Source organism: Bradyrhizobium sp. WSM4874, assembly GCF_055811835.1.
On record NZ_JBVVPR010000015.1, the window covers coordinates 52,838 to 72,123 of the forward strand.

Genomic DNA, 19,286 nt, shown 5'->3' on the forward strand with positions numbered 1-19,286 from the left:
CCGAGGCCCCTGCAAGCGGGCTGTCGTTCGCAGGCCGCAAAAAGCTTGAGCTCGGCCATTGTGGCGGCGCGCGGCAACTTGGCAGCAGCGATCGCGTTCGCGAGGGGACGAATTCAATAGCGGCGGGATGCTGCCATCATGCAGGTGTTTTGCCCGACGAGTCAAACGCCGGTTCCTCGCACCCCAAAGAGCTGCGCTGTAAGTCCTTGATCCCAAAGCGTCCGGCTACTGTGCATGGGGTTGTTTTCGCATTTTTTGTTTGGCAGGTCACAAAAGCGTGCCGCAAAAACTTGCGTCGGCCTGTCGGTCCACCATGTTCCCATTCGTCTTCCACCCAGACAGACCTGACGGGAGACCAAAATGAACTCTTCCTCCTATCGCTGGGTGATCGTCGCCGCGGGTGGCTTGCTCGGCTGCGTCGCCATCGGCGGCATGTTTTCGCTGCCGGTTTTCCTGCAGCCGATCGCAAAGGATACCGGCTGGTCCGTGACCGGCATCTCCAGCGCGATGACGATCGGCTTTCTAGCGATGGCCTTCACCAGCATGGCCTGGGGCACGTTGACGGATCGGTTCGGGCCGCGGCCGGTGGTGCTGACGGGATCCACGGTGCTGACCGTGAGCCTGTTCGCGGCGAGCCATGCCACCTCGCTGTTGGCTTTTCAGTTCGTCTTTGGCTTTCTGGTCGGGGCGTCCTGTGCCGCGATCTTCGCGCCGATGATGGCGACCGTGACCGGCTGGTTCGACACCCATCGCAGCCTCGCAGTCTCGCTGGTGTCGGCCGGCATGGGCATGGCGCCGATGACAATGGCGCCGCTCGCGGCCTGGCTCGTCTCCGGCCATGACTGGCGCACCTCGATGCAGATCGTGGCGCTGGTGGTCGGCGCCATCATGATCCCGGTCTCGTTCCTGGTGCGCCGCCCGCCGGCGCTCGCGCACGCCGCCGTCGCGCCAGCGGGCGAGAGCGCCGTGCAAGGTGAGATGTCGATGGGAGAGGCGCTGCGCTCGCCGCAATTCCTGATCCTGCTCGCGACCAATTTCTTCTGCTGCGCCACCCATTCCGGCCCGATCATTCACACCGTCTCCTATGCCGTGAGCTGCGGCATCCCGCTGGTCGCGGCGGTGACGATCTACAGCATCGAGGGCTTTGCCGGCCTCGGCGGACGCATCGCCTTCGGCCTGATGGGTGACCGCTTCGGCGCCAAGCGCGTGCTCGTCTCGGGCCTGCTGTTGCAGGCATTCGGCGCACTCGCCTATGTCTTCGCGCACCAGCTCACGACATTTTATGCGGTCGGGGCCGTCTTCGGTTTCATCTATGCCGGCACCATGCCGCTCTACGCCGTGCTGATCCGCGAAAACTTTCCGCTCAAGATGATGGGGACGGTGATCGGCGGCACCGCCATGGCCGGCAGTCTCGGCATGGCCACGGGCCCGCTCGCCGGCGGCCTGATCTACGATGCGTTCTCGAGCTACGCTTGGCTCTATATCGCCTCCTGGGCGATGGGTCTCGGCGCCTTCCTGATGGCGATGAATTTCAAGCCGTTCCCGAAGCCGCGAGCGGAGTTGGCGCCGGCGGCGGCGTAAGCAGGTTCATCGAGGCGTAGCGCTAGAGCTGCGCCTCGATCGCGGGCTTGTCGACGATGGACCACACCTGCCGTATTTTTCCGTCGCGAAATTGATAGAACACGTTTTCGCAGAAGGACACGCGCCTGCCGTTCACATCCAGCCCCAGAAATTTTCCTGCCGGCGTGCAATCGAACTTCAGCCGGGAGGCAATTTGCGGCGGATCGCAGACCAGCAGCTCGATGTTGAAATGCAGATCCGGAATTTCGCGAAAATTCTGCTCCAGCATGGCACGATAGCCGGGCAGTCCGAACGATCGCGCATTGTGGGCGACGTCATCGTGGACGAACTGTCCGAGCGCGGGCCAATCCTGCCGGTTCAGGCAGGCGATGTAGTTGCGGTAGATGTCGGCGAGATCGGACCTGGTCATGGCGTTGCTCCTGCGGCTTCGGCCATAACGCGGCAAGAGGGCGATCGGCGCCCGCGCTCACAGACGTTTTTCGAAGAACACGTCCGGGTAGGGATCGTCATTGAAGCGGGGTATCTCGCTCCAGCCGCTTCGCCGGTAGAGCTGGCCGGCCTCCGCCAGGGCGCTGTTGGTGTCGAGCCGCAGCAGCTTGATGCCGAGCCCGCGCGCGGCATCCTCGGTCGCGTCCATCAGGCGCCGGCCGAGCCGCAATCCGCGCGCCGCCGGTGCGACCCACAGCCGCTTGATCTCGGCATAGCCGTGATCCGTGCCCTTGAGCCCGACGCAGCCGATCGGCAGCGTGTCCGACATCGCGACAATGAACGTGCCGCGCGGGCGGCGCATATCCTTGGCGTCGGGATCGCGCGACAGCGAGACGTCAAAGCCCTGCTTGAAGCGGCGGCCGAGCTCGCCATAATATTCGCCGAGGCAATAGCGGGCCTGTTCGCTCCGCGGATCCATCTCGTCCAGCGTGACGCGTTCGCGCGTCAATGCGGAGGCAATCAAATCCATCGCCGCCAGCAGCGCTTCGCGTTGCGAGTGCTGGGCGAGGAAGCCCTCGGCTTGCGTATTCGACAGCCCCTCATAGGCTGCAAACTCGCGCCGGCCCGCACGCGTCAATGTCGCCACGCGGCGGCGCGCATCGTCCTCATGCGCATTGGTCTCGACCAGCCCTTCGTCCTCGAGGCTGCGGAGCAGGCGACTCATCAGGCCGGAATCGAGGCCGAGATAGTCGCGAATCTCGGCCACGTCCGAACGTCCGTGCCCGATTGCGTTGAGCACGCGCGCCGCCCCCAGCGGCCGCCCGCGTCCGAGGAATGACGTGTCGAGTGCGCCGACAGCGGACGTGACGGCACGATTGAAGCGGCGGACGCGGGAAACAGGGTCGAGCATGATGTCTGACTTTAGTCAGGCATATCATCGAAGTCAATCGGTGCAGGCTTTCGCTTCAGCAGCGGATGCGCTTCACTCCAGACCCAGCGCCTTGCGGGACTTCCGCGTGAGTTTCGCCACGATCAGCGCGTGCGCCTGCGCCAGATAGGTCGTGAGCTCGGCGTCTGACAGTGCGTTGTTGCCGACGAGCTGCACCCATTTGGCGCGCGCCAGATAGGGCGCCGGCCGCGCAAGGCCGTGCTCGATCAGCAGCGCATAGGCCATGTTCGAGACCTTGAACATGTAGCCGCCGGAGCGCGCGGCAAAGCCGCCGCCGAGTGCGAACATCTTGCCGCCGACCTTGAACACGGAGGTGCCCTCCCACTGCACCACCTTGGTGACGGCGGGCAGGCGCAGGCAGCGGGTTTCGAAAGTTTTGGGAGTCATCGCCCGAGCGATAGCACAGCGCACGCGGCAAGGACACGGAGGGGACGAGCGTTGTCGCCACGGGGATGATGCAGTTGCGCGCCTCTTTGTGAGTTGTGCCCGCGCCGCGGACCGTTACCATGCGCCGGCTGCCGTGGAACACGGGAGCCGACATTGTGACCGGGAGGCGACATGAGTGGGCAGGAACGCAGAACAAAAGGATCCGACCTGTTCGTCGCGGCGCTGGAGAACGAAGGTGTCGACCGCATCTTCGGCGTGCCCGGCGAGGAGAACCTCGATCTGGTGGAATCGCTGCGCACCTCCAAAATCGAACTGATCCTGACCCGCCACGAGCAGGCCGCCGCCTTCATGGCGGCGACGCACGGGCGGCTGACCGGCAAGCCCGGAGTTTGTCTTTCGACGCTCGGCCCGGGCGCGCTCAATCTGTCGACGGGCGCGGCATATGCGCATCTTGGCGCGATGCCGATGATCTTGATCACCGGCCAGAAGCCGATCATGAGCAGCCGGCAGGCGCGTTTCCAGATCGTCGATGTGGTCGCCACCATGAAGCCGCTGACGAAACTGTCACGGCAGATCATCAGCGCCTCCAGCATCCCGACCGTGGTCCGCGACGCGTTTCGCGTGGCGATGGAGGAGCGGCCGGGGCCGGTGCATCTCGAACTGCCTGAGGACATCGCAGGCGATGAAGTGCCTGATGTGCCGATGATCCCGGTTCATCCGATCGAGATCCCGGTCGCCCATCGCGCCGCGCTCGACCGCGCCGCCGAGATGATTTTGGCCGCGAAGCACCCGCTGGTGATGATGGGCGCCGCGACCAGCCGGCCGCGCGCGACCCACGGCATCGCCAGCTTCGTGCGGCGGACCGGCATTCCCTTCTTCACCACGCAGATGGGGAAGGGCACGGTGCCCGGCGGCACCAATCTCTACATGGGCACCGCCGCGCTGTCCGAGCGCGACTACGTTCACGACGCGATCGACGCCGCCGATCTGATCGTCGCGATCGGTCACGACCCGATCGAGAAGCCGCCCTTCATCATGGGGCCGTCGGGCCCGAAGGTGATTCACGTCAGCTACACGCCGGCCAGCGTCGAGCTGGTCTATTTTCCCGATGCGGAAGTCGTCGGCGACGTCGGCCCCAGCCTGGAGCTGCTCGCCGACCGGCTCGAAGGCAAGCTGCCGCAAGCCGCCGCGCTACTGCCACTGCGCGAAAAGATTCTCTCGCAGATCGCCGACCGCGCCAGCGAAGCGCGCTGGCCGCCGACGCCGCAACGCATCGTGCACGACATCCGGCAGGTCGTTCCGGAGAACGGCATCGTCGCGCTCGACAACGGCATGTACAAGATCTGGTTCGCGCGCAACTATCGCACCCGCGTCGCCAACACGCTGCTGCTCGACAATGCGCTGGCGACGATGGGCGCCGGCCTGCCGTCGGCGATGATGGCCGCGATGCTGTATCCGGAGCGCCGCGTGCTCGCGGTCGCCGGCGACGGCGGCTTCATGATGAACAGCCAGGAGATGGAGACCGCCGTCCGCCTCAAGCTCAATCTGGTCGTGCTGGTGCTCGAGGACAACGCCTACGGCATGATCCGCTGGAAACAGGCCGTCGATCACTTCGCCGATTTCGGCATGACCTTTGGCAATCCCGATTTCGTCCTGTACGCGAAGGCCTATGGGGCGAAGGGACATCGCATCGAGAGCATCGACAGTTTTGGCCCGACGCTGGATGCCGCCTTCAAGGAGGGCGGCTTGCATCTGGTGGTGATTCCGATCGATTATTCGGAGAATGTGCGGGTGCTCGTGGAGGAGCTGCGGGGGCGGGAGAAGTCGAAGGCGTGATGTGCTCATCACTCAAGCCACACCGTCATTGCGAGCGTAGCGAAGCAATCCAGAGTGCTTCCGCAGGGGCAGTCTGGATTGCTTCCTCGCTTCGCTCCTCGCAATGACGGAGTATGACGATCAACCAAAATGCGATAACAACTTGCATCAACCCAATCTAATCAATCACAGGACAAAGACATGGCTCGCGTTCGCTGTATCACCGAGATGGGCATGGGTGTCGACGTCCATGGCAGGGACGCCACCAAGGCGGCGAAGCGTGCCGTCTCCGATGCCATCAGGCATTCGAGCCTCGGCTTCTTCCGGATGATCGACAAGACTGCGAACGACATGTTCGTAGACGTCACGATCGCGGTGCCGAATCCCGAAGCCGTCGACAAGGACGCGGTCGCGAAGGAGCTGCCTTACGGCACGGTCACCGTCAACGCGGTGAAGGGCGGGCTGGAAATTCCCTCAGCCCCGGAACAGGGCAACGACCCCATCCTCATCGCCAATGCCGCCGTCATCGTCAGCTTCGAAAAGGACTAGGCCGGTGTCCAACGGTGACGTGACGCTGCTGGATCGCCCGATCTGGAGCGCGCTGACGACCAGCCACAAACATCTGGCCGAAGGTGGCCCGCGAGCGTTGCGCTATCCGGTGGACGTGACGCCCTTTGCCGACATGGTCGACATGTCCGAGGCGAGCTTTGCCGCGCTCCGTGATCTCCTGTCGGGCTCGCAGGTCGCCGCACTGTTCACACCGGAGGCCGTCGATGTTCCCGCAGGTTTCAAGGTCGTGCTGGCCGGACCCTGCGAGCAGATGATCGGTGCTCCGGCCGACAGTCCGCTTCGCGATGCCGAGATCGTCCAGCTGGGTGCGGCCGACGTTCCCGCCATGATGGCATTGACGGAGTTGACGAAGCCCGGTCCATTTGCGCGGCGCACGCACGAGCTCGGAACGTTTCTCGGCATCCGCGCCGGCGGCGAATTGGTCGCGATGGCCGGCGAGCGTATGAGGCCCGGCAATTTCGTCGAGATGACGGCTGTCTGCGTCCGCCCCGACCATCGCGGGCGGGGCTACGCGCAGGCGCTGCTGGCGGCGGTCGCGCGCCAGATCGAGGCGCGCGGCGAAATTCCGTTCCTGCACGTGTTCTCGAGCAACTCCTCGGCCATCGCGCTGTACGAGCGGCAGGGGATGTGGATTCGGCGCCGCCTGCACGTGACTGCGTTCATGAAGCAGGAATAAGCCGCGCCGTCCGGTCAGGCTTCATATCCGGCGAATTCACGCTATATCGATCCCAACCATCATCGGGGAAACACATGGACGCCAGAACACCTGATTTTTCCGCCACGCGGACAGCAATGCAGCGTTACGTCGATCAGGAGATCATTCCAGGTGCATCCTGGGCGGTGCTGCGGGGCCGCGAGGTGGTCGATCAGCAATGCGTCGGTTTCGCCGATCGCGAGGCGGGCACCGCGCTGCGGCCCGATCACATTTTTCGCGCGTTCTCCAATACCAAGATCTTCGTCACCTGCGCGATTATGCTGCTGGTCGAGGACGGCCGCATCGGGCTCGATGACGTTGTCGAGAAATTCCTGCCGCAACTCGGCAATCGCAAGGTTCTGAAGCCGGGTGCTTTGAGCCTTGCCGACGTCGAGCCGGCGAAGAGCCCGATCACGATCCGGCAGCTTCTGACCCACACCTCCGGCCTCAGCTACGGCATCTTCGATCCCGGTACGGTGCTGTTCAAAGGCTATAACGAGGCGCGCGTTCTCAATCCGTTGACGCCGCTGGCCGCCATGATCGACCAACTCGCCGATCTGCCGCTGTCCTTTCATCCCGGCGCGTCCTGGGAATATTCGGTGGCGACCGACGTGCTCGGGCGTGTCGTGGAGGTCGTCTCCGGCAAGCCGCTCGACGCCGTCCTCAAGGCGCGCATCTTCGATCCGCTTGGCATGACCGACACCGGCTTCCACGTGCCGGACGCGCAGCAGGGCAGGCTGGTCGCGCTCTACAACGGCACGGATGTGCTCGATCCCATGAAGCCCGGCCTCACCCGGGCCGACGACCTGCCTTATCCGCAGGCCTATCGGCGGCAATTCCCGCGGCTGTCGGGCGGCGGCGGACTGGTCTCGACCTTGCCCGACATGCTCGCTTTGATACGGGCGCTGCTCCCCGGCTCGGATGCGCTACTGAAGCCGGAGACGCTGCGGCAGATGATGACGAACCAGCTGCCCGCCGGCGAGAACATCCGCTTCGCCAATCTCGGCCCGATCCCCGGCAAGGGCTTTGGCCTCGGCGGCGCCGTCACCTTCGCGCCGATGCCGTTCGATCCTCCCAACTCGACCGGCGAATTCCAGTGGGGCGGCCTTGCCGGCACCCATTGGTGGATCTGCCCGCAGGCCAATACCGCCGGTGTGCTGATGGCGCAGCGCTACATGGGCTTCTGGAATCCGTTCTTCTTCGAATTCAAGCGTCTGGCCTATCAGGCCGTCGGAGGCTGATCGCGAAGAAAATTGCACGTCGCCGCGAATCCTTTCCGGTCGTCGCGCCCTCTCTTGAGGGTCGAGGCATTTTGCTTCGGCTTATGTCGGAGGATGTGATGGCATTTTACAGGAAGAACATCGGCGGCCTGCACCAAGCCGTGCGGATCGCCTTGGGCGTCGCGGTGGCCGCCGCGGCATTCGTCTATTTCACCGGCGCCGCGGCGTGGCTGGTGGCGCTCGGCGGCGGCGGCTTCGCGCTGACGGGCCTCGTCGGCTATTGTCCGATGTGCGCGATGGCCGGCATCGGAAGAGGAGGCGTCTCGTGAGCGCCGCTGTGATCTCGCCGGACCTGTTCGAGGCCGCGCGCCTCGGCGATCCCCAGGCGATCGCGTCTCTGCTCGAGACGGCGCAGCCGAACATCCGCCGCTATGCCCGGGCCACCTGTCGCAGCTCGGCGGATGCCGAGGATGCGACGCAGGAGGCGCTGTGGATCCTATTTCGCCATGTCGGCACGATCCGCTCATGGCTGGCATTTTCGGCCTGGCTGTTCAGTGTGGTCCGCCGCGAATGCCTGCGGCTCGCCCGCAAGGCAGGCCTCGCGCCGGCGATCGACGGCGGAGAGGCGGAGGCGCTGTTGCTGTCGCGTCCTGAAGCCGATTTGCGGCTCGACGTCGCCGCGGCCTTCGAGGCGCTGCCGCCACACTATCGCGATGTCGCGCTGATGCGCGATGTCAAGGAAATGACCATCGACGAGATTGCCGTCGCACTCGGCGCGACCCGGCAGACCGTGAAGGCCCGCCTACATCGCGCCCGCGCGCTGATGCGCGAATACCTGACGAGATGAGCCATGACCTGTTATCAAAGCCCTGACGATCTGAAATCCATCTCTGCCTTCGTGGCGCTGGCGCCGGTAGAGGCCAACGCGTTTCTTGCGTTCAACCACGCGGTCGAGCGCACGGACGGATTGATTCCGCCAAAATATCGCGAGCTGATCTCGCTCGCGGTCGCGCTCACCACACAGTGCGCCTATTGCCTCGATGTGCACACGGCGCAGGCGGCGAAGGCCGGTGTAACGCGCGAAGAAATCGCGGAAGCCGCGCTGATCGCGGCGGCGGTTCGCGCCGGCGGCACGCTCGGCCATGCGTTGTTGGCGCAGCGCCTGTCGAGCGGCATCGGGGCGAGGAACTGGGATAGAGGAGCGGGCGGATGCCCGTCAGGATCAGGAGCTTGCCAAACTATCTCGGCCTTGACGGATTCCGCTTCGGCTGGGTCGCCGCCTGGATCGACGAGCGCGGCGATCACGGCTTCGACTATTCGCCGGGTCTCGCGCGGCTGCTCGCGCTGCCGCATGCGCGCGCGATGATCGACATGCCGGTCGGCTTGAAGCCGAGCGGGTATCGCATCTGCGATTTGCGCGCGCGCGAGCTGGTCGGTCCCGCCGTGTTTCTCGGCGCGCGCCGTGACCTCTGGACATTCGCCGATATGCCGGCAGCCAATCGCCACTACTGGGAGCGCGAGGGCAAGGGCAGGGGCGTGTCGGCGCAGCTCTGGAACCTCAGGGACAAGATCAGGGAGGTCGACGAGATCATGACGCCGACGCGGCAGGCGACCTTCGGCGAAGCGCATCCGGAATTGATTTTCTGGAATCTGGCTGGGCAGGTCCGGCTTGCAAAGAAGACATCGGCGGAGGGCCGCGAGCAGCGTATCGCGCTCCTGGAGCAGCGCGGCTTCGCGCGCTTGCCAAAATGGCTGATTCAGCGACATGGCACCGGCATCGGCCGTGACGATCTCATCGATGCCTGTGCCTGCGCCGTCGCAGCGCGCGACAGCACGCAATGTGTCGGCGGGGAGGAGGCCGATCCGCGGGGCTTGCGGATGGAGATCAATTATTGAGGCCGTCTGTGTGGCGGTTCGGGAAAAAGCTGCAATTTATTTGAAGCTTGGAGGAACAGACGACGGCTGGCCCGCGTTCCTCGTGTGAACCGAAGAGGGAGAAGCTCGTCCGATGAGGGATGCCAGTCAATTCGCGACCGCGATGCTTGCGCTCGTCTTCACCGGAGCACTGCTCGTCACTGGCCAGCTCTTCATCGAGCAACGCGCACAGCGCGATGTGATGCACGCCACCAACCATTTGCTGCGGCCGTTGTGACCTGCGCGGGAAAATGATCTGACCACTCGACCTTGCGTCGTTCGTTCGCTCGCCTAGACTAGGCGGCATCTCGTGAACGAAGCCGGGGTCCTGATGTCCGATCTGTCCGCCTTTCCCATCACCAAGCGCTGGCCGGCCAAGCACCCGGAGCTGCTCCAGCTCTATTCGCTGCCGACGCCGAACGGCGTCAAGGTCTCGATCATGCTGGAGGAGATCGGGCTTCCCTACGAAGTCCATCTCGTCGATTTCGGCAAGGACGACCAGAAGACGCCGGAATTCCTCTCGCTCAATCCGAACGGCAAGATCCCGGCGATCCTCGATCCCGATGGTCCCGGCGGCAGGCCGCTGCCGCTGTTCGAATCCGGGGCGATCCTGCAATACCTCGCGGAGAAGACCGGCAAGCTGCTGCCGCAGGATGCCGCGCGCCGTTACCAGACCATCCAGTGGCTACATTTCCAGATGGGCGGCATCGGGCCGATGTTCGGCCAGGTCGGCTTTTTCCACAAATTCGCCGGCAAGGATTTCGAGGACAAGCGGCCGCTCGAGCGCTACGTGGGCGAGGCCAAGCGGCTGCTCGGGGTGATGGAGATGCATCTTGCCGGCCGGCAATGGTTCATGGACGACGATTACACCATCGCCGACATCTCCATGCTCGGCTGGGTGCGCAACCTCATCGGTTTCTACGGCGCAGGCGATCTCGTCGAGTTCAGCCAGTTCCAATCCGTCGCTGCCTGGCTCGAACGCGGGCTTGCGCGTCCGGCGGTCGAGCGCGGGCTGAACATTCCGAAGCGGCCGTGAGGTTCGAAGCGGCTTGAGGCTAGAACATCCGTCCGCCGTTTGGCACCGGCTTGCTCGGCTGCACCAGCACGACCTTGCCTTCGGCATCGGGGAAACCGAGGGTCAGCACCTCCGAGACGACCGGGCCGATCTGGCGCGGCGGGAAATTCACGACCGCAGCTACCTGTTGGCCCACCAGCGTTTCAAGCGGATGATTTTCGGTGATCTGGGCCGAGCTCTTGCGGACGCCGATCGCGGGACCGAAGTCGATCCACAGCCGCCAGGCCGGCTTGCGTGCCTCCGGAAACGGCTTTGCATCGATGACGGTGCCGACACGGATATCGACCGCGAGAAAGGCGTTGAAGTCGATGGTCGGCGACGCGGTCGCGGCTGGATCGTGGGTGACGTGCATGAAGTGTCCGTTCGGAGAGCTGGCGTCGTTCGCAATATTGTCGCGCGAGCCGGAGTTGCGTACAACGAAGTATCACGATACGACGCATGCGCGAGGACTGTCTTGCCCAATATCATCTACGGCATCAAGAACTGCGACACCATGAAGAAGGCGCGCGCCTGGCTCGACACCCACGGCGTCGCCTACGCGTTTCACGACTACAAGACGGCGGGCGTGGAGAAGGATAAGCTCAAGCAGTGGAGCGACAAGGTCGGTTGGGAGACGCTGCTCAATCGCGCCGGGACGACCTTCAAGAAGCTGCCCGATGCCGACAAGGAAGGCCTCTCCGAGAAAAAGGCGCTGGCGTTGATGCTAGCGCAACCATCGATGATCAAGCGGCCGGTGCTTGAAGTTGGCGGCAAGCTGCTGGTCGGCTTCAAGCCGGAGATCTATGCCAAGGAAGTCACGACCAAGGAAGCCGCCGCCAAATCGCGCTGACCGCTAGTTCAGCTCGATGATCTCGGTGGCAACACCGGAGCCCTGCTGGTCCGCGAACTCGACCAGTTCGGCCGGCGCGATACGGCCGGGGGTGCGATGGAACAGGTCGCGGTCGATCACCGCGCGCAATCTCGGGCGCGGCAGCGCGTCATTTCCGCGCATCAGATTCTTGATCTCGAAGCCGCCGTCCTCGCAGAACGTCTTGAGCGATGCGATGATGTGACAGACCTTGCCGGCGGTCTGGAACGGCAGCAGCAGCCGCTCATAGGCGACGATGCGGCCGTAGATGTCATCGACGTCGGCAACGCTGTAGACAGGCAGCCCGCGCGCCACGCATTCATGATAGACCGGCATCACCAACGGCACGAGACGCGGCCCGATATACTCGTCGAGCAGAACGCCCTTGCCGGTGTGCCCATAGGCGCGAGAGATTCTCGTACCTTCGCTCTGGATGGTCAGACGCGGCGTCGGCGTCGACGCATCCACCGTATAATAGATCAGATCGGAGAGCTCTTCCTCGAGCCGCGCAGGCTGGTACTCCCAGATCGCCGGGGCCGTCTGCTGGCGCGCATAAAGCCGCAGCCACGTGTTCAGGAGATCACGCTGCCGGATCGACTTGACCACGGAAGGAGCCGCGCTTGCAAAATCCAAGACAATATTCCCGGCGAATAGAAATTCCGGACGCATGAAACCCGCGCATGATCCTCGCTGCGGGAAAATTTTCTATGAAGGCTGGCGTAGGGAACGAAAGACCGTTAACGACGGCTTGATGACCGGCGCTTTGCGAACCGGGAGGCCGGGCAGGCGCGACATCAAAACACGTCCGACTAAGGGAGCATAAGTCTCCCGGCCGGAGGCCTGACCTGCTCAGCTTTCCGCCTTGCCTAACCCCCGTCACCTCCGGCATATTCCGCGCCCGGAGGCGGCGTTCCGGATGGGCTCCAAGGAGTGGCTCCAAGGCCTCCGGAAAGCCGAAGCAACAAGGATAGCCACGCGCGTTGTGCGGGCAGGGGGAAAACTGTTTGGCCGATGAGTTCATTCTCGAAACGGAAGGCTTGACCAAGGAGTTCGCGGGCTTCTTCGCCGTCCGCGACGTTGCGCTCAAGGTTCGCCGTGGGAGCATTCACGCGTTGATCGGCCCGAACGGCGCCGGCAAGACGACGTGCTTCAATCTTTTGACCAAGTTCCTCAAACCGTCTGCCGGAAAAATCCTGTACAAGGGACAGGACATCACCGCGATGGCGCCCGCCGACGTGGCCCGCCTGGGGCTGGTTCGCTCGTTCCAGATCTCGGCGGTATTTCCCCATCTCACCGCGCTGGAAAACGTCCGCGTCGCGCTTCAGCGCCAGCACGGTAGCTCCTTCGATTTTTGGCGCTCCAAATCCGTGCTCAACCAATTCAACGATCGCGCGCGCGAGCTGTTGAACGATGTCGGCCTCAGCGAGTTTTCCAATACGCCCGCGGTCGAGATGCCCTACGGGCGCAAGCGCGCACTGGAGATCGCAACCACGCTCGCGCTCGACCCAGAGATGATGCTGCTGGACGAGCCGATGGCCGGCATGGGCCACGAGGACATCGACAAGATCGCGGCGCTGATCAAGCGCATCTCCGCGAAATATACCATCCTGATGGTCGAGCATAATCTGAGCGTCGTGGCCAATCTCTCTGACATCATCACCGTGTTGACGCGCGGGCAGGTGCTCGCGCAGGGCCATTACAGCGAGCTCACCAAGGACGAACGCGTCAAGGAAGCCTATCTGGGAGCCGGTCATGGCTGAGACTGCATCGGCGGAAGCTCCCGCAAAGGCCGCGAGCGGCGGCAACCTCCTCCAGGTCCGCAACCTCGAAGCCTGGTACGGCGAGTCCCACATCCTGCACGGGATCAACTTCGACGTGAACGCGGGCGAGGTCGTCACCCTGCTCGGGCGCAACGGCGCCGGCAAGACCACCACGCTGAAGTCGATCATGGGCATCATCGGCAAGCGCACCGGCTCGGTGAAGTTCAACAACCAGGACATCATCCGCACGACCTCGGACAAGATCGCGCGGATGGGAATCGCATTCTGCCCGGAAGAGCGGGGAATTTTCGCCAGCCTCGATGTCCGGGAGAACCTGCTGTTGCCACCGGTGGTGCGTCCCGGCGGATTGCCGCTCGAACAGATCTTCGATCTGTTTCCGAACCTGAAGGAACGGCTCAACAGCCAGGGAACCAAACTCTCCGGCGGCGAGCAGCAGATGCTCGCGATCGCGCGCATCCTGCGCACCGGCGCGAACTTCCTGATGCTGGACGAGCCGACCGAGGGTCTCGCGCCCGTCATCATCCAGCAGATCGGCCACACCATTGCGCGGCTCAAGAAGGAGGGTTTTACGATCCTCCTGGTCGAGCAGAACTTCCGTTTCGCATCCACCGTCGCCGACCGCTATTACGTGGTCGAGCACGGCAAGATCATCGACGGATTTGCCAATGCGGAGCTTGCCGCCAACATGGACAAGCTCCACACCTATCTCGGCGTCTAGAACAAAAAGATTCATAGGGAAGTAGCATGATCACAAAGTCGATTGCGTCGTTTCTGCTCGGCACGGCGCTGGCCGTGACTGCCACCGGTGCAGCCTTCGCGCAGGACAAGACCGTCAAGATCGGCGCGCTGTCCGATCAGTCCGGGCTCTATGCCGACCTCGGTGGACCGGGCTCGACGCTCGCCGCGCAGATGGCCATTGAAGATTCCGGCCTGGCTGCGAAGGGCTGGAAGATCGACATCATCTCGGGCGATCACCAGAACAAGCCCGACATCGGCACCGCGATCGCGCGGCAGTGGTTCGACGTCGACAAGGTCGACGTCATCGTCGACGTGCCGAATTCCGGCGTGGCGCTTGCGGTCAACAACGTCATCAAGGAAAAGAACGGCGTCTATATCAACTCGGGCGCGGCGACCTCGGATTTGACCAACGCGCAGTGCTCGCCCAACACGGTGCACTGGACCTACGACACCTACATGCTGGCCCACACCACCGGCCAGGCGCTGGTGAAGGCCGGCGGCGACACATGGTTCTTCCTGACCGCGGACTACGCCTTCGGCGCGGCGCTGGAGCGCGACACCACCGCTGTCGTTACCGCAAATGGCGGCAAGGTGGTCGGCGGCGTCAAGCACCCGCTGAACACGCCGGACTTCTCGTCCTTCCTGCTCCAGGCGCAGGCCTCCAAGGCCAAGATCATCGGCCTTGCCAATGCCGGCGGCGACACCACCAACACGATCAAGCAGGCGGCTGAATTCGGCATCGTCAAGGGCGGCCAGAAGCTCGCGGCGCTGCTGCTGTTCCTCACCGACGTCAAGGCGATCGGGCTCGAGACCGCACAGGGCCTCAACTTCACCGAGACTTTCTACTGGGACATGAACGACCAGACCCGTGCGTTCTCCAAGCGCTTCGCCGAGAAGATGAAGAACAACGCGCCGCCCACCATGGTGCAGGCCGGCGTGTATGCGGGCGTGCGTCACTATTTCAAGGCCCTGGAAGCGCTCGGCGGCAACCCGCATGACGGCGCCAAGGTCGTCGAGAAGATGAAGTCGATGCCGACGGAAGACGATCTGTTCGGCAAGGGCGAGATCCAGCCCAACGGCCGCACCATCCACAATGCCTATCTGTTCGAGGTGAAGAAGCCCTCGGAGTCCAAGGGACCGTGGGACTTCTATAAGCTGGTCGGTACGGTGCCGGGCGACCAGGCCTTCACGCCGCTGTCCGAGAGCAAGTGCGCGCTGTTGAAGAAGTAAGATAACCGCCCGCAGGCCATCAGGTCTGCGGGCGACTTTCAGGGAACGCCGAAGGGACCGGGTGCGGGATCGATGCAGGCTCTTTACGCTCAGCTACTGGTGGGACTGATCAACGGCTCGTTCTACGCGCTGCTCAGTCTCGGGCTTGCCGTGATCTTCGGCATGCTCAACATCATCAATTTCGCCCACGGTGCGCTTTACATGATGGGCGCGTTCGTCGCCTATTTCCTGCTGAACCTCGGCGGCATCAACTATTGGTGGGCGTTGCTGCTTGCGCCGATCATTGTCGGCATCTTCGGCATGATCCTGGAACGGACCATGCTGCAATGGCTGACCGGGCTCGATCATCTCTACGGTCTGCTCCTGACCTTCGGCATTGCGCTGATCGTGCAGGGCGTGTTCCAGAACTACTTCGGCTCCTCCGGCCTGCCTTATGCCATTCCGGATCAGCTCAAGGGCGGCATGAATCTCGGCTTCATGTTCCTGCCGGTCTATCGCGGCTGGGTCGTCATCTTCTCGCTGGTGGTCTGCATCGCGACCTGGTTCCTGATCGAGAAGACCCGGCTCGGCGCCTATTTGCGCGCCGCCACCGAAAACCCGACACTGGTGCGCGCCTTCGGCGTCAACGTGCCGCGCATGATCACGCTGACCTACGGCCTCGGTGTCGGCCTTGCCGCGCTCGCCGGCGTGCTGTCGGCGCCGATCAACCAGGTGCGGCCTCTGATGGGCGCCGACCTCATCATCGTGGTGTTCGCGGTGGTCGTGATCGGCGGCATGGGATCGATCATGGGCTCCATCATCACCGGCTTCGCGCTCGGTGTGATCGAGGGCCTGACCAAATATTTCTACCCCGAGGCCTCCAACACCGTCGTGTTCGTGCTCATGGTGCTGGTGCTCTTGGTGAAGCCAACGGGATTGACGGGAAGGGCGGCCTGATATGACAGCCTTGACGGACGACACGCTGCCGGTAACCCCGCGCTCGATCCGCGACGAGATGATCGTGTTCGTGGTGATGGCGCTGCTGCTGGCTTCGGTGCCATTCACCGGAGTCTACCCGTTCTTCGTGATGCAGGCGCTGTGCTTCGCGCTGCTCGCCTGCGCCTTCAACCTGCTGATCGGCTATGGCGGCTTGCTGTCCTTCGGCCATGCGATGTTCCTGGGCACGGCCGGCTATTGCAGCGCGCATGCGCTGAAGGTCTGGGCGCTGCCGCCGGAGCTTGGCATCCTCGTCGGAGTCGCCGGTGCCTTCGTGCTCTCGCTCATCACGGGCTATATCTCGATCCGCCGCCAGGGAATCTATTTCTCGATGATCACGCTGGCGCTATCGCAGCTTCTGTACTTCATCTACCTCCAGGCGCCGTTCACCCATGGCGAAGACGGCATCCAGGGCATCCCGCAGGGACGCATGTTCGGCGTCTTCGATCTGACCAAGCCGACCGTGCTCTACTACGTGGTTCTGGTGGGCTTCCTCGCCGGCTTCCTGCTGATCTTCCGCATCATCAACTCGCCGTTCGGCGAGGTCCTGAAGGCGATCCGCGAGAACGAGCCGCGCGCGATTTCGCTCGGTTACCGGACCGATCAGTACAAGTTCCTGGCATTCGTCCTGTCGGGCACGCTGGCCGGCTTTGCCGGTGCGCTGAAAGTCTTCGTCGCGCAGAATGCCTCGCTCACCGACGTGCACTGGTCGATGTCGGGCGAAGTCGTGCTGATGACGCTGGTCGGCGGACTCGGAACCGTCTTCGGTCCCGTGGTCGGTGCCTTCGTGATCATCGCCATGCAGCAATATCTGGCTGGGTTCGGCCAGTGGGTGACCGTGATCCAGGGATCGATCTTCGTGATCTGCGTGCTCACCTTCCGCCGTGGCGTCATCGGCGAAATCGCGCATTACTTCCGGAGGTCGCTGTAAGTAATTGATATAATGGAAGATGTTATGACGCGCGAAAGCGGTGGATGATCCGGCTCCACGGGCGTGAGGTGGCACGCGCGTGGATCGAAAATGGTCTATGACAGTTTCATGACGGCCCGCTTGGGCCAGGCCATCATCCAACCGGTAGTCTCTCCCCCATGATGCGATTGTTTCGCGCTTTCCTGCCCAAGGAAGAACGGTTCTTCGACCTGTTCGACCGCCACGCCCAGACCGTGATCCAGGGCTCGATCGCGCTCCAGAGCATGCTCAACGGGGGCGAGGAGACGCCGGTCTATTGCCAGCGCGTCAACCAGTTCGAGAACGATGCCGACAACATCACCCGTGAGGTGCTGACGGCGGTGCGCCGTACCTTCATCACCCCGTTCGACCGCGGCGACATCAAGAACCTGATCACCTCGATGGACGACGCCATCGACCAGATGCAGCAGACCGCCAAGGCCGTGATGCTGTTCGAGGTCCGCAGCTTCGAGCCGCCGATGCGGGAGATCGGCGGGCTCCTGATCGAATGCGCCAATCTGGTCGGCCGTGCGCTGCCGCTGATGCAGAAGATCGGTCAGAACGTGGCGATGCTGACCGCGATCACCGAAGAGCTGGGCAAGCTGGAAGGCCGCGTCGACGATCTCCATGATATCGGGCTGAAGGAACTGTTCCTCAAGCATCGCGACGGCAACGCGATGGATTTCATCGTCGGCGCAGAGATCTACGATCATCTCGAGAAAGTCGCCGACCGCTTCGACGACGTCGCCAACGAGATCAACAGCATCGTCATCGAGCAAGTATAGGGCAGGGCCACGCCGTGGATGTTGCGTTGGGTCTTCCCGTCCTGGTCGGATTGATCGCCGTCGCGCTGCTGTTCGACTTCCTGAACGGCCTGCACGACGCCGCCAATTCGATCGCGACCATCGTCTCGACCCGCGTGTTGCGGCCGCAATACGCGGTGTTCTGGGCCGCGTTCTTCAACTTCGTCGCCTTCTTGGTGTTCGGGCTCCACGTCGCCCAGACCATCGGCACCGGCATCATCGATCCCGCGATCGTGGATGCTCAGGTGATCTTCGCGGCGCTCGTCGGCGCCATCGTCTGGAACCTGGTGACATGGGCGCTCGGCATCCCATCGTCCTCGTCTCATGCATTGATCGGCGGCTTGTTTGGTGCGGGCGTGGCCAAAGCCGGCGTTTCGGCGGCGGTCTGGAGCGGATTGTCCAAGACGGTGATCGCCATCGTGCTGTCTCCGCTCGTCGGCTTTCTGCTCGCGATGGTGCTGGTTGCGATCGTGTCCTGGGCCTCGGTGCGCTCCACGCCCTTTGCCGTGGATCGCGCCTTCCGCATCCTGCAATTCGCCTCCGCCTCGCTCTATTCGCTCGGCCATGGCGGCAACGACGCGCAGAAGACCATGGGCATCATCGCCGTGCTGCTCTATTCGCAGGGCCAGCTCGGCGGCGAATTCTTCGTCCCCTTCTGGGTGGTGCTCTCGTGCCAGGCCGCTATGGCGATGGGGACGCTGATGGGCGGCTGGCGCATCGTTCGCACCATGGGCCTGCGCATCACCAAGCTGACCCCGATGCAGGGCTTTTGCGCCGAGACAGGCGGTGCCGCGACCCTGTTCATGGCGACCTTCCTCGGCGTTCCCGTCTCGACCACCCACACCATCACCGGCGCCATCGTCGGCGTCGGCGCCGCCCGCCGCCTCTCGGCGGTGCGCTGGAACGTCGCCAGCTCGATCGTCTATGCCTGGGTGATCACGATGCCGGCCTCGGCCATCGTCGCCGCGCTGAGCTGGTGGGCGGTCAAGCTCTTCGTCAGGTAACCAGCTTCAGTCCGACAATCCCGGCGACGATCAGCCCGATGCTGGCGAGGCGGAACGCGGTGGCCGGCTCGCCGAACAGGACGATGCCGAGCGTCGCGGTACCGACCGCGCCGATGCCGGTCCAGACTGCATAAGCGGTTCCAATCGGCAGCGATTTGAGGGCGAGCCCGAGCAGGATGATGCTGCCGGCCATGGCGCCGAGCGTGAGGACTGACGGAACGAGCTTGGAGAACCCCTCGGTATATTTGAGGCCGATCGCCCAGGAGATCTCCAGCAGACCGGCGACGAACAGGATGCTCCAGGCCATGACGACCCTCCATTCAAG

General features: G+C 63.6%; 24 protein-coding genes and 1 pseudogene. 19 read left to right on the forward strand and 6 right to left on the reverse strand.

What is annotated here, in order from left to right; translation table 11 throughout:
- The first annotated feature begins 360 nt into the window (after positions 1 to 360).
- Positions 361 to 1,581: an MFS transporter gene (locus tag AC0L3P_RS17530; RefSeq protein WP_473303311.1), complete on the forward strand. Its 1,221-nt coding sequence runs from the start codon at positions 361 to 363 to the stop codon at positions 1,579 to 1,581.
- Between the two features lie 22 nt (positions 1,582 to 1,603).
- On the opposite strand, the gene AC0L3P_RS17535 is transcribed toward AC0L3P_RS17530, so the two are convergent.
- The 3 genes from AC0L3P_RS17535 to AC0L3P_RS17545 form a co-directional block, all read right to left on the reverse strand.
- Positions 1,604 to 1,990, reverse strand: a complete 387-nt coding sequence (locus tag AC0L3P_RS17535) for an ester cyclase (protein WP_473303315.1) — start codon at positions 1,988 to 1,990, stop codon at positions 1,604 to 1,606.
- A 57-nt stretch (positions 1,991 to 2,047) separates the two neighbouring features.
- The gene (locus AC0L3P_RS17540; protein WP_473303317.1) at positions 2,048 to 2,920 is read right to left on the reverse strand and encodes a bifunctional helix-turn-helix transcriptional regulator/GNAT family N-acetyltransferase; all 873 of its coding nucleotides are present in this window, start codon (positions 2,918 to 2,920) and stop codon (positions 2,048 to 2,050) included.
- A 72-nt stretch (positions 2,921 to 2,992) separates the two neighbouring features.
- On the reverse strand, positions 2,993 to 3,346 hold the full coding sequence (locus AC0L3P_RS17545; RefSeq protein ID WP_473303321.1) for an MmcQ/YjbR family DNA-binding protein: 354 nt from the start codon (positions 3,344 to 3,346) through the stop codon (positions 2,993 to 2,995).
- A 171-nt stretch (positions 3,347 to 3,517) separates the two neighbouring features.
- Between AC0L3P_RS17545 and AC0L3P_RS17550 the strand changes: the two genes are divergently transcribed.
- The 10 genes and pseudogenes from AC0L3P_RS17550 (at position 3,518) to AC0L3P_RS17595 (ending at position 10,595) form a co-directional block, all read left to right on the forward strand.
- The gene (locus AC0L3P_RS17550) at positions 3,518 to 5,182 is read left to right on the forward strand and encodes an acetolactate synthase large subunit (RefSeq protein ID WP_473303323.1); all 1,665 of its coding nucleotides are present in this window, start codon (positions 3,518 to 3,520) and stop codon (positions 5,180 to 5,182) included.
- A gap of 180 nt (positions 5,183 to 5,362) precedes the next feature.
- Positions 5,363 to 5,710 (forward strand): Lin0512 family protein, encoded by a 348-nt coding sequence (locus AC0L3P_RS17555; RefSeq protein ID WP_275167260.1) that lies wholly within the window; start codon positions 5,363 to 5,365, stop codon positions 5,708 to 5,710.
- Positions 5,711 to 5,714: 4 nt separating this feature from the next.
- Positions 5,715 to 6,407 (forward strand): GNAT family N-acetyltransferase, encoded by a 693-nt coding sequence (locus tag AC0L3P_RS17560; protein WP_473303329.1) that lies wholly within the window; start codon positions 5,715 to 5,717, stop codon positions 6,405 to 6,407.
- 74 nt (positions 6,408 to 6,481) lie between these two features.
- Positions 6,482 to 7,666, forward strand: coding sequence for a serine hydrolase domain-containing protein (locus AC0L3P_RS17565; protein ID WP_354055217.1), 1,185 nt, complete (start codon positions 6,482 to 6,484; stop codon positions 7,664 to 7,666).
- Positions 7,667 to 7,764: 98 nt separating this feature from the next.
- A complete protein-coding gene (locus AC0L3P_RS17570; RefSeq protein ID WP_473303334.1) occupies positions 7,765 to 7,974 on the forward strand; it encodes a YgaP family membrane protein in 210 nt (69 codons plus the stop codon).
- A complete protein-coding gene (locus tag AC0L3P_RS17575; RefSeq protein WP_473303336.1) occupies positions 7,971 to 8,492 on the forward strand; it encodes an RNA polymerase sigma factor in 522 nt (173 codons plus the stop codon). Before AC0L3P_RS17570 ends, AC0L3P_RS17575 begins: the two co-directional genes overlap by 4 nt.
- A gap of 3 nt (positions 8,493 to 8,495) precedes the next feature.
- Positions 8,496 to 8,842, forward strand: a pseudogene (locus AC0L3P_RS17580) (carboxymuconolactone decarboxylase family protein).
- A 33-nt stretch (positions 8,843 to 8,875) separates the two neighbouring features.
- Entirely contained in the window at positions 8,876 to 9,541 is a 666-nt protein-coding gene (locus AC0L3P_RS17585) for a DUF429 domain-containing protein (RefSeq protein WP_473303488.1), read from the forward strand.
- Positions 9,542 to 9,653: 112 nt separating this feature from the next.
- Positions 9,654 to 9,797 (forward strand): hypothetical protein, encoded by a 144-nt coding sequence (locus tag AC0L3P_RS17590; protein ID WP_007609210.1) that lies wholly within the window; start codon positions 9,654 to 9,656, stop codon positions 9,795 to 9,797.
- 93 nt (positions 9,798 to 9,890) lie between these two features.
- A complete protein-coding gene (locus tag AC0L3P_RS17595) occupies positions 9,891 to 10,595 on the forward strand; it encodes a glutathione S-transferase family protein (protein ID WP_275167795.1) in 705 nt (234 codons plus the stop codon).
- 19 nt (positions 10,596 to 10,614) lie between these two features.
- Here the strand turns inward: AC0L3P_RS17595 and AC0L3P_RS17600 are convergent, their stop codons facing one another.
- A complete protein-coding gene (locus AC0L3P_RS17600) occupies positions 10,615 to 10,986 on the reverse strand; it encodes a tRNA-binding protein (protein ID WP_473303338.1) in 372 nt (123 codons plus the stop codon).
- Between the two features lie 102 nt (positions 10,987 to 11,088).
- Here AC0L3P_RS17600 and AC0L3P_RS17605 point away from each other — a divergent pair, with 102 nt between their 5' ends.
- Positions 11,089 to 11,463: an ArsC family reductase gene (locus AC0L3P_RS17605; protein ID WP_473303341.1), complete on the forward strand. Its 375-nt coding sequence runs from the start codon at positions 11,089 to 11,091 to the stop codon at positions 11,461 to 11,463.
- Positions 11,464 to 11,466: 3 nt separating this feature from the next.
- Here the strand turns inward: AC0L3P_RS17605 and AC0L3P_RS17610 are convergent, their stop codons facing one another.
- Positions 11,467 to 12,150, reverse strand: coding sequence for a PAS domain-containing protein (locus tag AC0L3P_RS17610; RefSeq protein ID WP_473303345.1), 684 nt, complete (start codon positions 12,148 to 12,150; stop codon positions 11,467 to 11,469).
- A 335-nt stretch (positions 12,151 to 12,485) separates the two neighbouring features.
- Between AC0L3P_RS17610 and AC0L3P_RS17615 the strand changes: the two genes are divergently transcribed.
- From AC0L3P_RS17615 to AC0L3P_RS17645, 7 genes are all read left to right on the forward strand, one after another.
- Positions 12,486 to 13,241, forward strand: a complete 756-nt coding sequence (locus tag AC0L3P_RS17615) for an ABC transporter ATP-binding protein (RefSeq protein ID WP_018459153.1) — start codon at positions 12,486 to 12,488, stop codon at positions 13,239 to 13,241.
- The gene (locus tag AC0L3P_RS17620) at positions 13,234 to 13,980 is read left to right on the forward strand and encodes an ABC transporter ATP-binding protein (RefSeq protein WP_275167248.1); all 747 of its coding nucleotides are present in this window, start codon (positions 13,234 to 13,236) and stop codon (positions 13,978 to 13,980) included. Before AC0L3P_RS17615 ends, AC0L3P_RS17620 begins: the two co-directional genes overlap by 8 nt.
- Positions 13,981 to 14,006: 26 nt before the next feature.
- The gene (locus tag AC0L3P_RS17625; RefSeq protein WP_473303351.1) at positions 14,007 to 15,230 is read left to right on the forward strand and encodes an ABC transporter substrate-binding protein; all 1,224 of its coding nucleotides are present in this window, start codon (positions 14,007 to 14,009) and stop codon (positions 15,228 to 15,230) included.
- A gap of 72 nt (positions 15,231 to 15,302) precedes the next feature.
- A complete protein-coding gene (locus AC0L3P_RS17630) occupies positions 15,303 to 16,166 on the forward strand; it encodes a branched-chain amino acid ABC transporter permease (protein WP_275167246.1) in 864 nt (287 codons plus the stop codon).
- A 1-nt stretch (position 16,167) separates the two neighbouring features.
- Positions 16,168 to 17,136 carry a branched-chain amino acid ABC transporter permease gene (locus tag AC0L3P_RS17635; protein ID WP_007609238.1) on the forward strand — a complete coding sequence of 323 codons (969 nt, stop codon included), beginning with the start codon at positions 16,168 to 16,170 and terminating at the stop codon, positions 17,134 to 17,136.
- Between the two features lie 158 nt (positions 17,137 to 17,294).
- Positions 17,295 to 17,939, forward strand: coding sequence for a DUF47 domain-containing protein (locus AC0L3P_RS17640; RefSeq protein ID WP_007609240.1), 645 nt, complete (start codon positions 17,295 to 17,297; stop codon positions 17,937 to 17,939).
- A gap of 14 nt (positions 17,940 to 17,953) precedes the next feature.
- Entirely contained in the window at positions 17,954 to 18,961 is a 1,008-nt protein-coding gene (locus tag AC0L3P_RS17645; RefSeq protein WP_473303355.1) for an anion permease, read from the forward strand.
- Here the strand turns inward: AC0L3P_RS17645 and sugE are convergent.
- Positions 18,954 to 19,268 (reverse strand): quaternary ammonium compound efflux SMR transporter SugE, encoded by a 315-nt coding sequence (gene sugE, locus AC0L3P_RS17650; protein ID WP_275167243.1) that lies wholly within the window; start codon positions 19,266 to 19,268, stop codon positions 18,954 to 18,956. The genes AC0L3P_RS17645 and sugE overlap by 8 nt on opposite strands.
- Between the last annotated feature and the right edge of the window lie 18 nt (positions 19,269 to 19,286).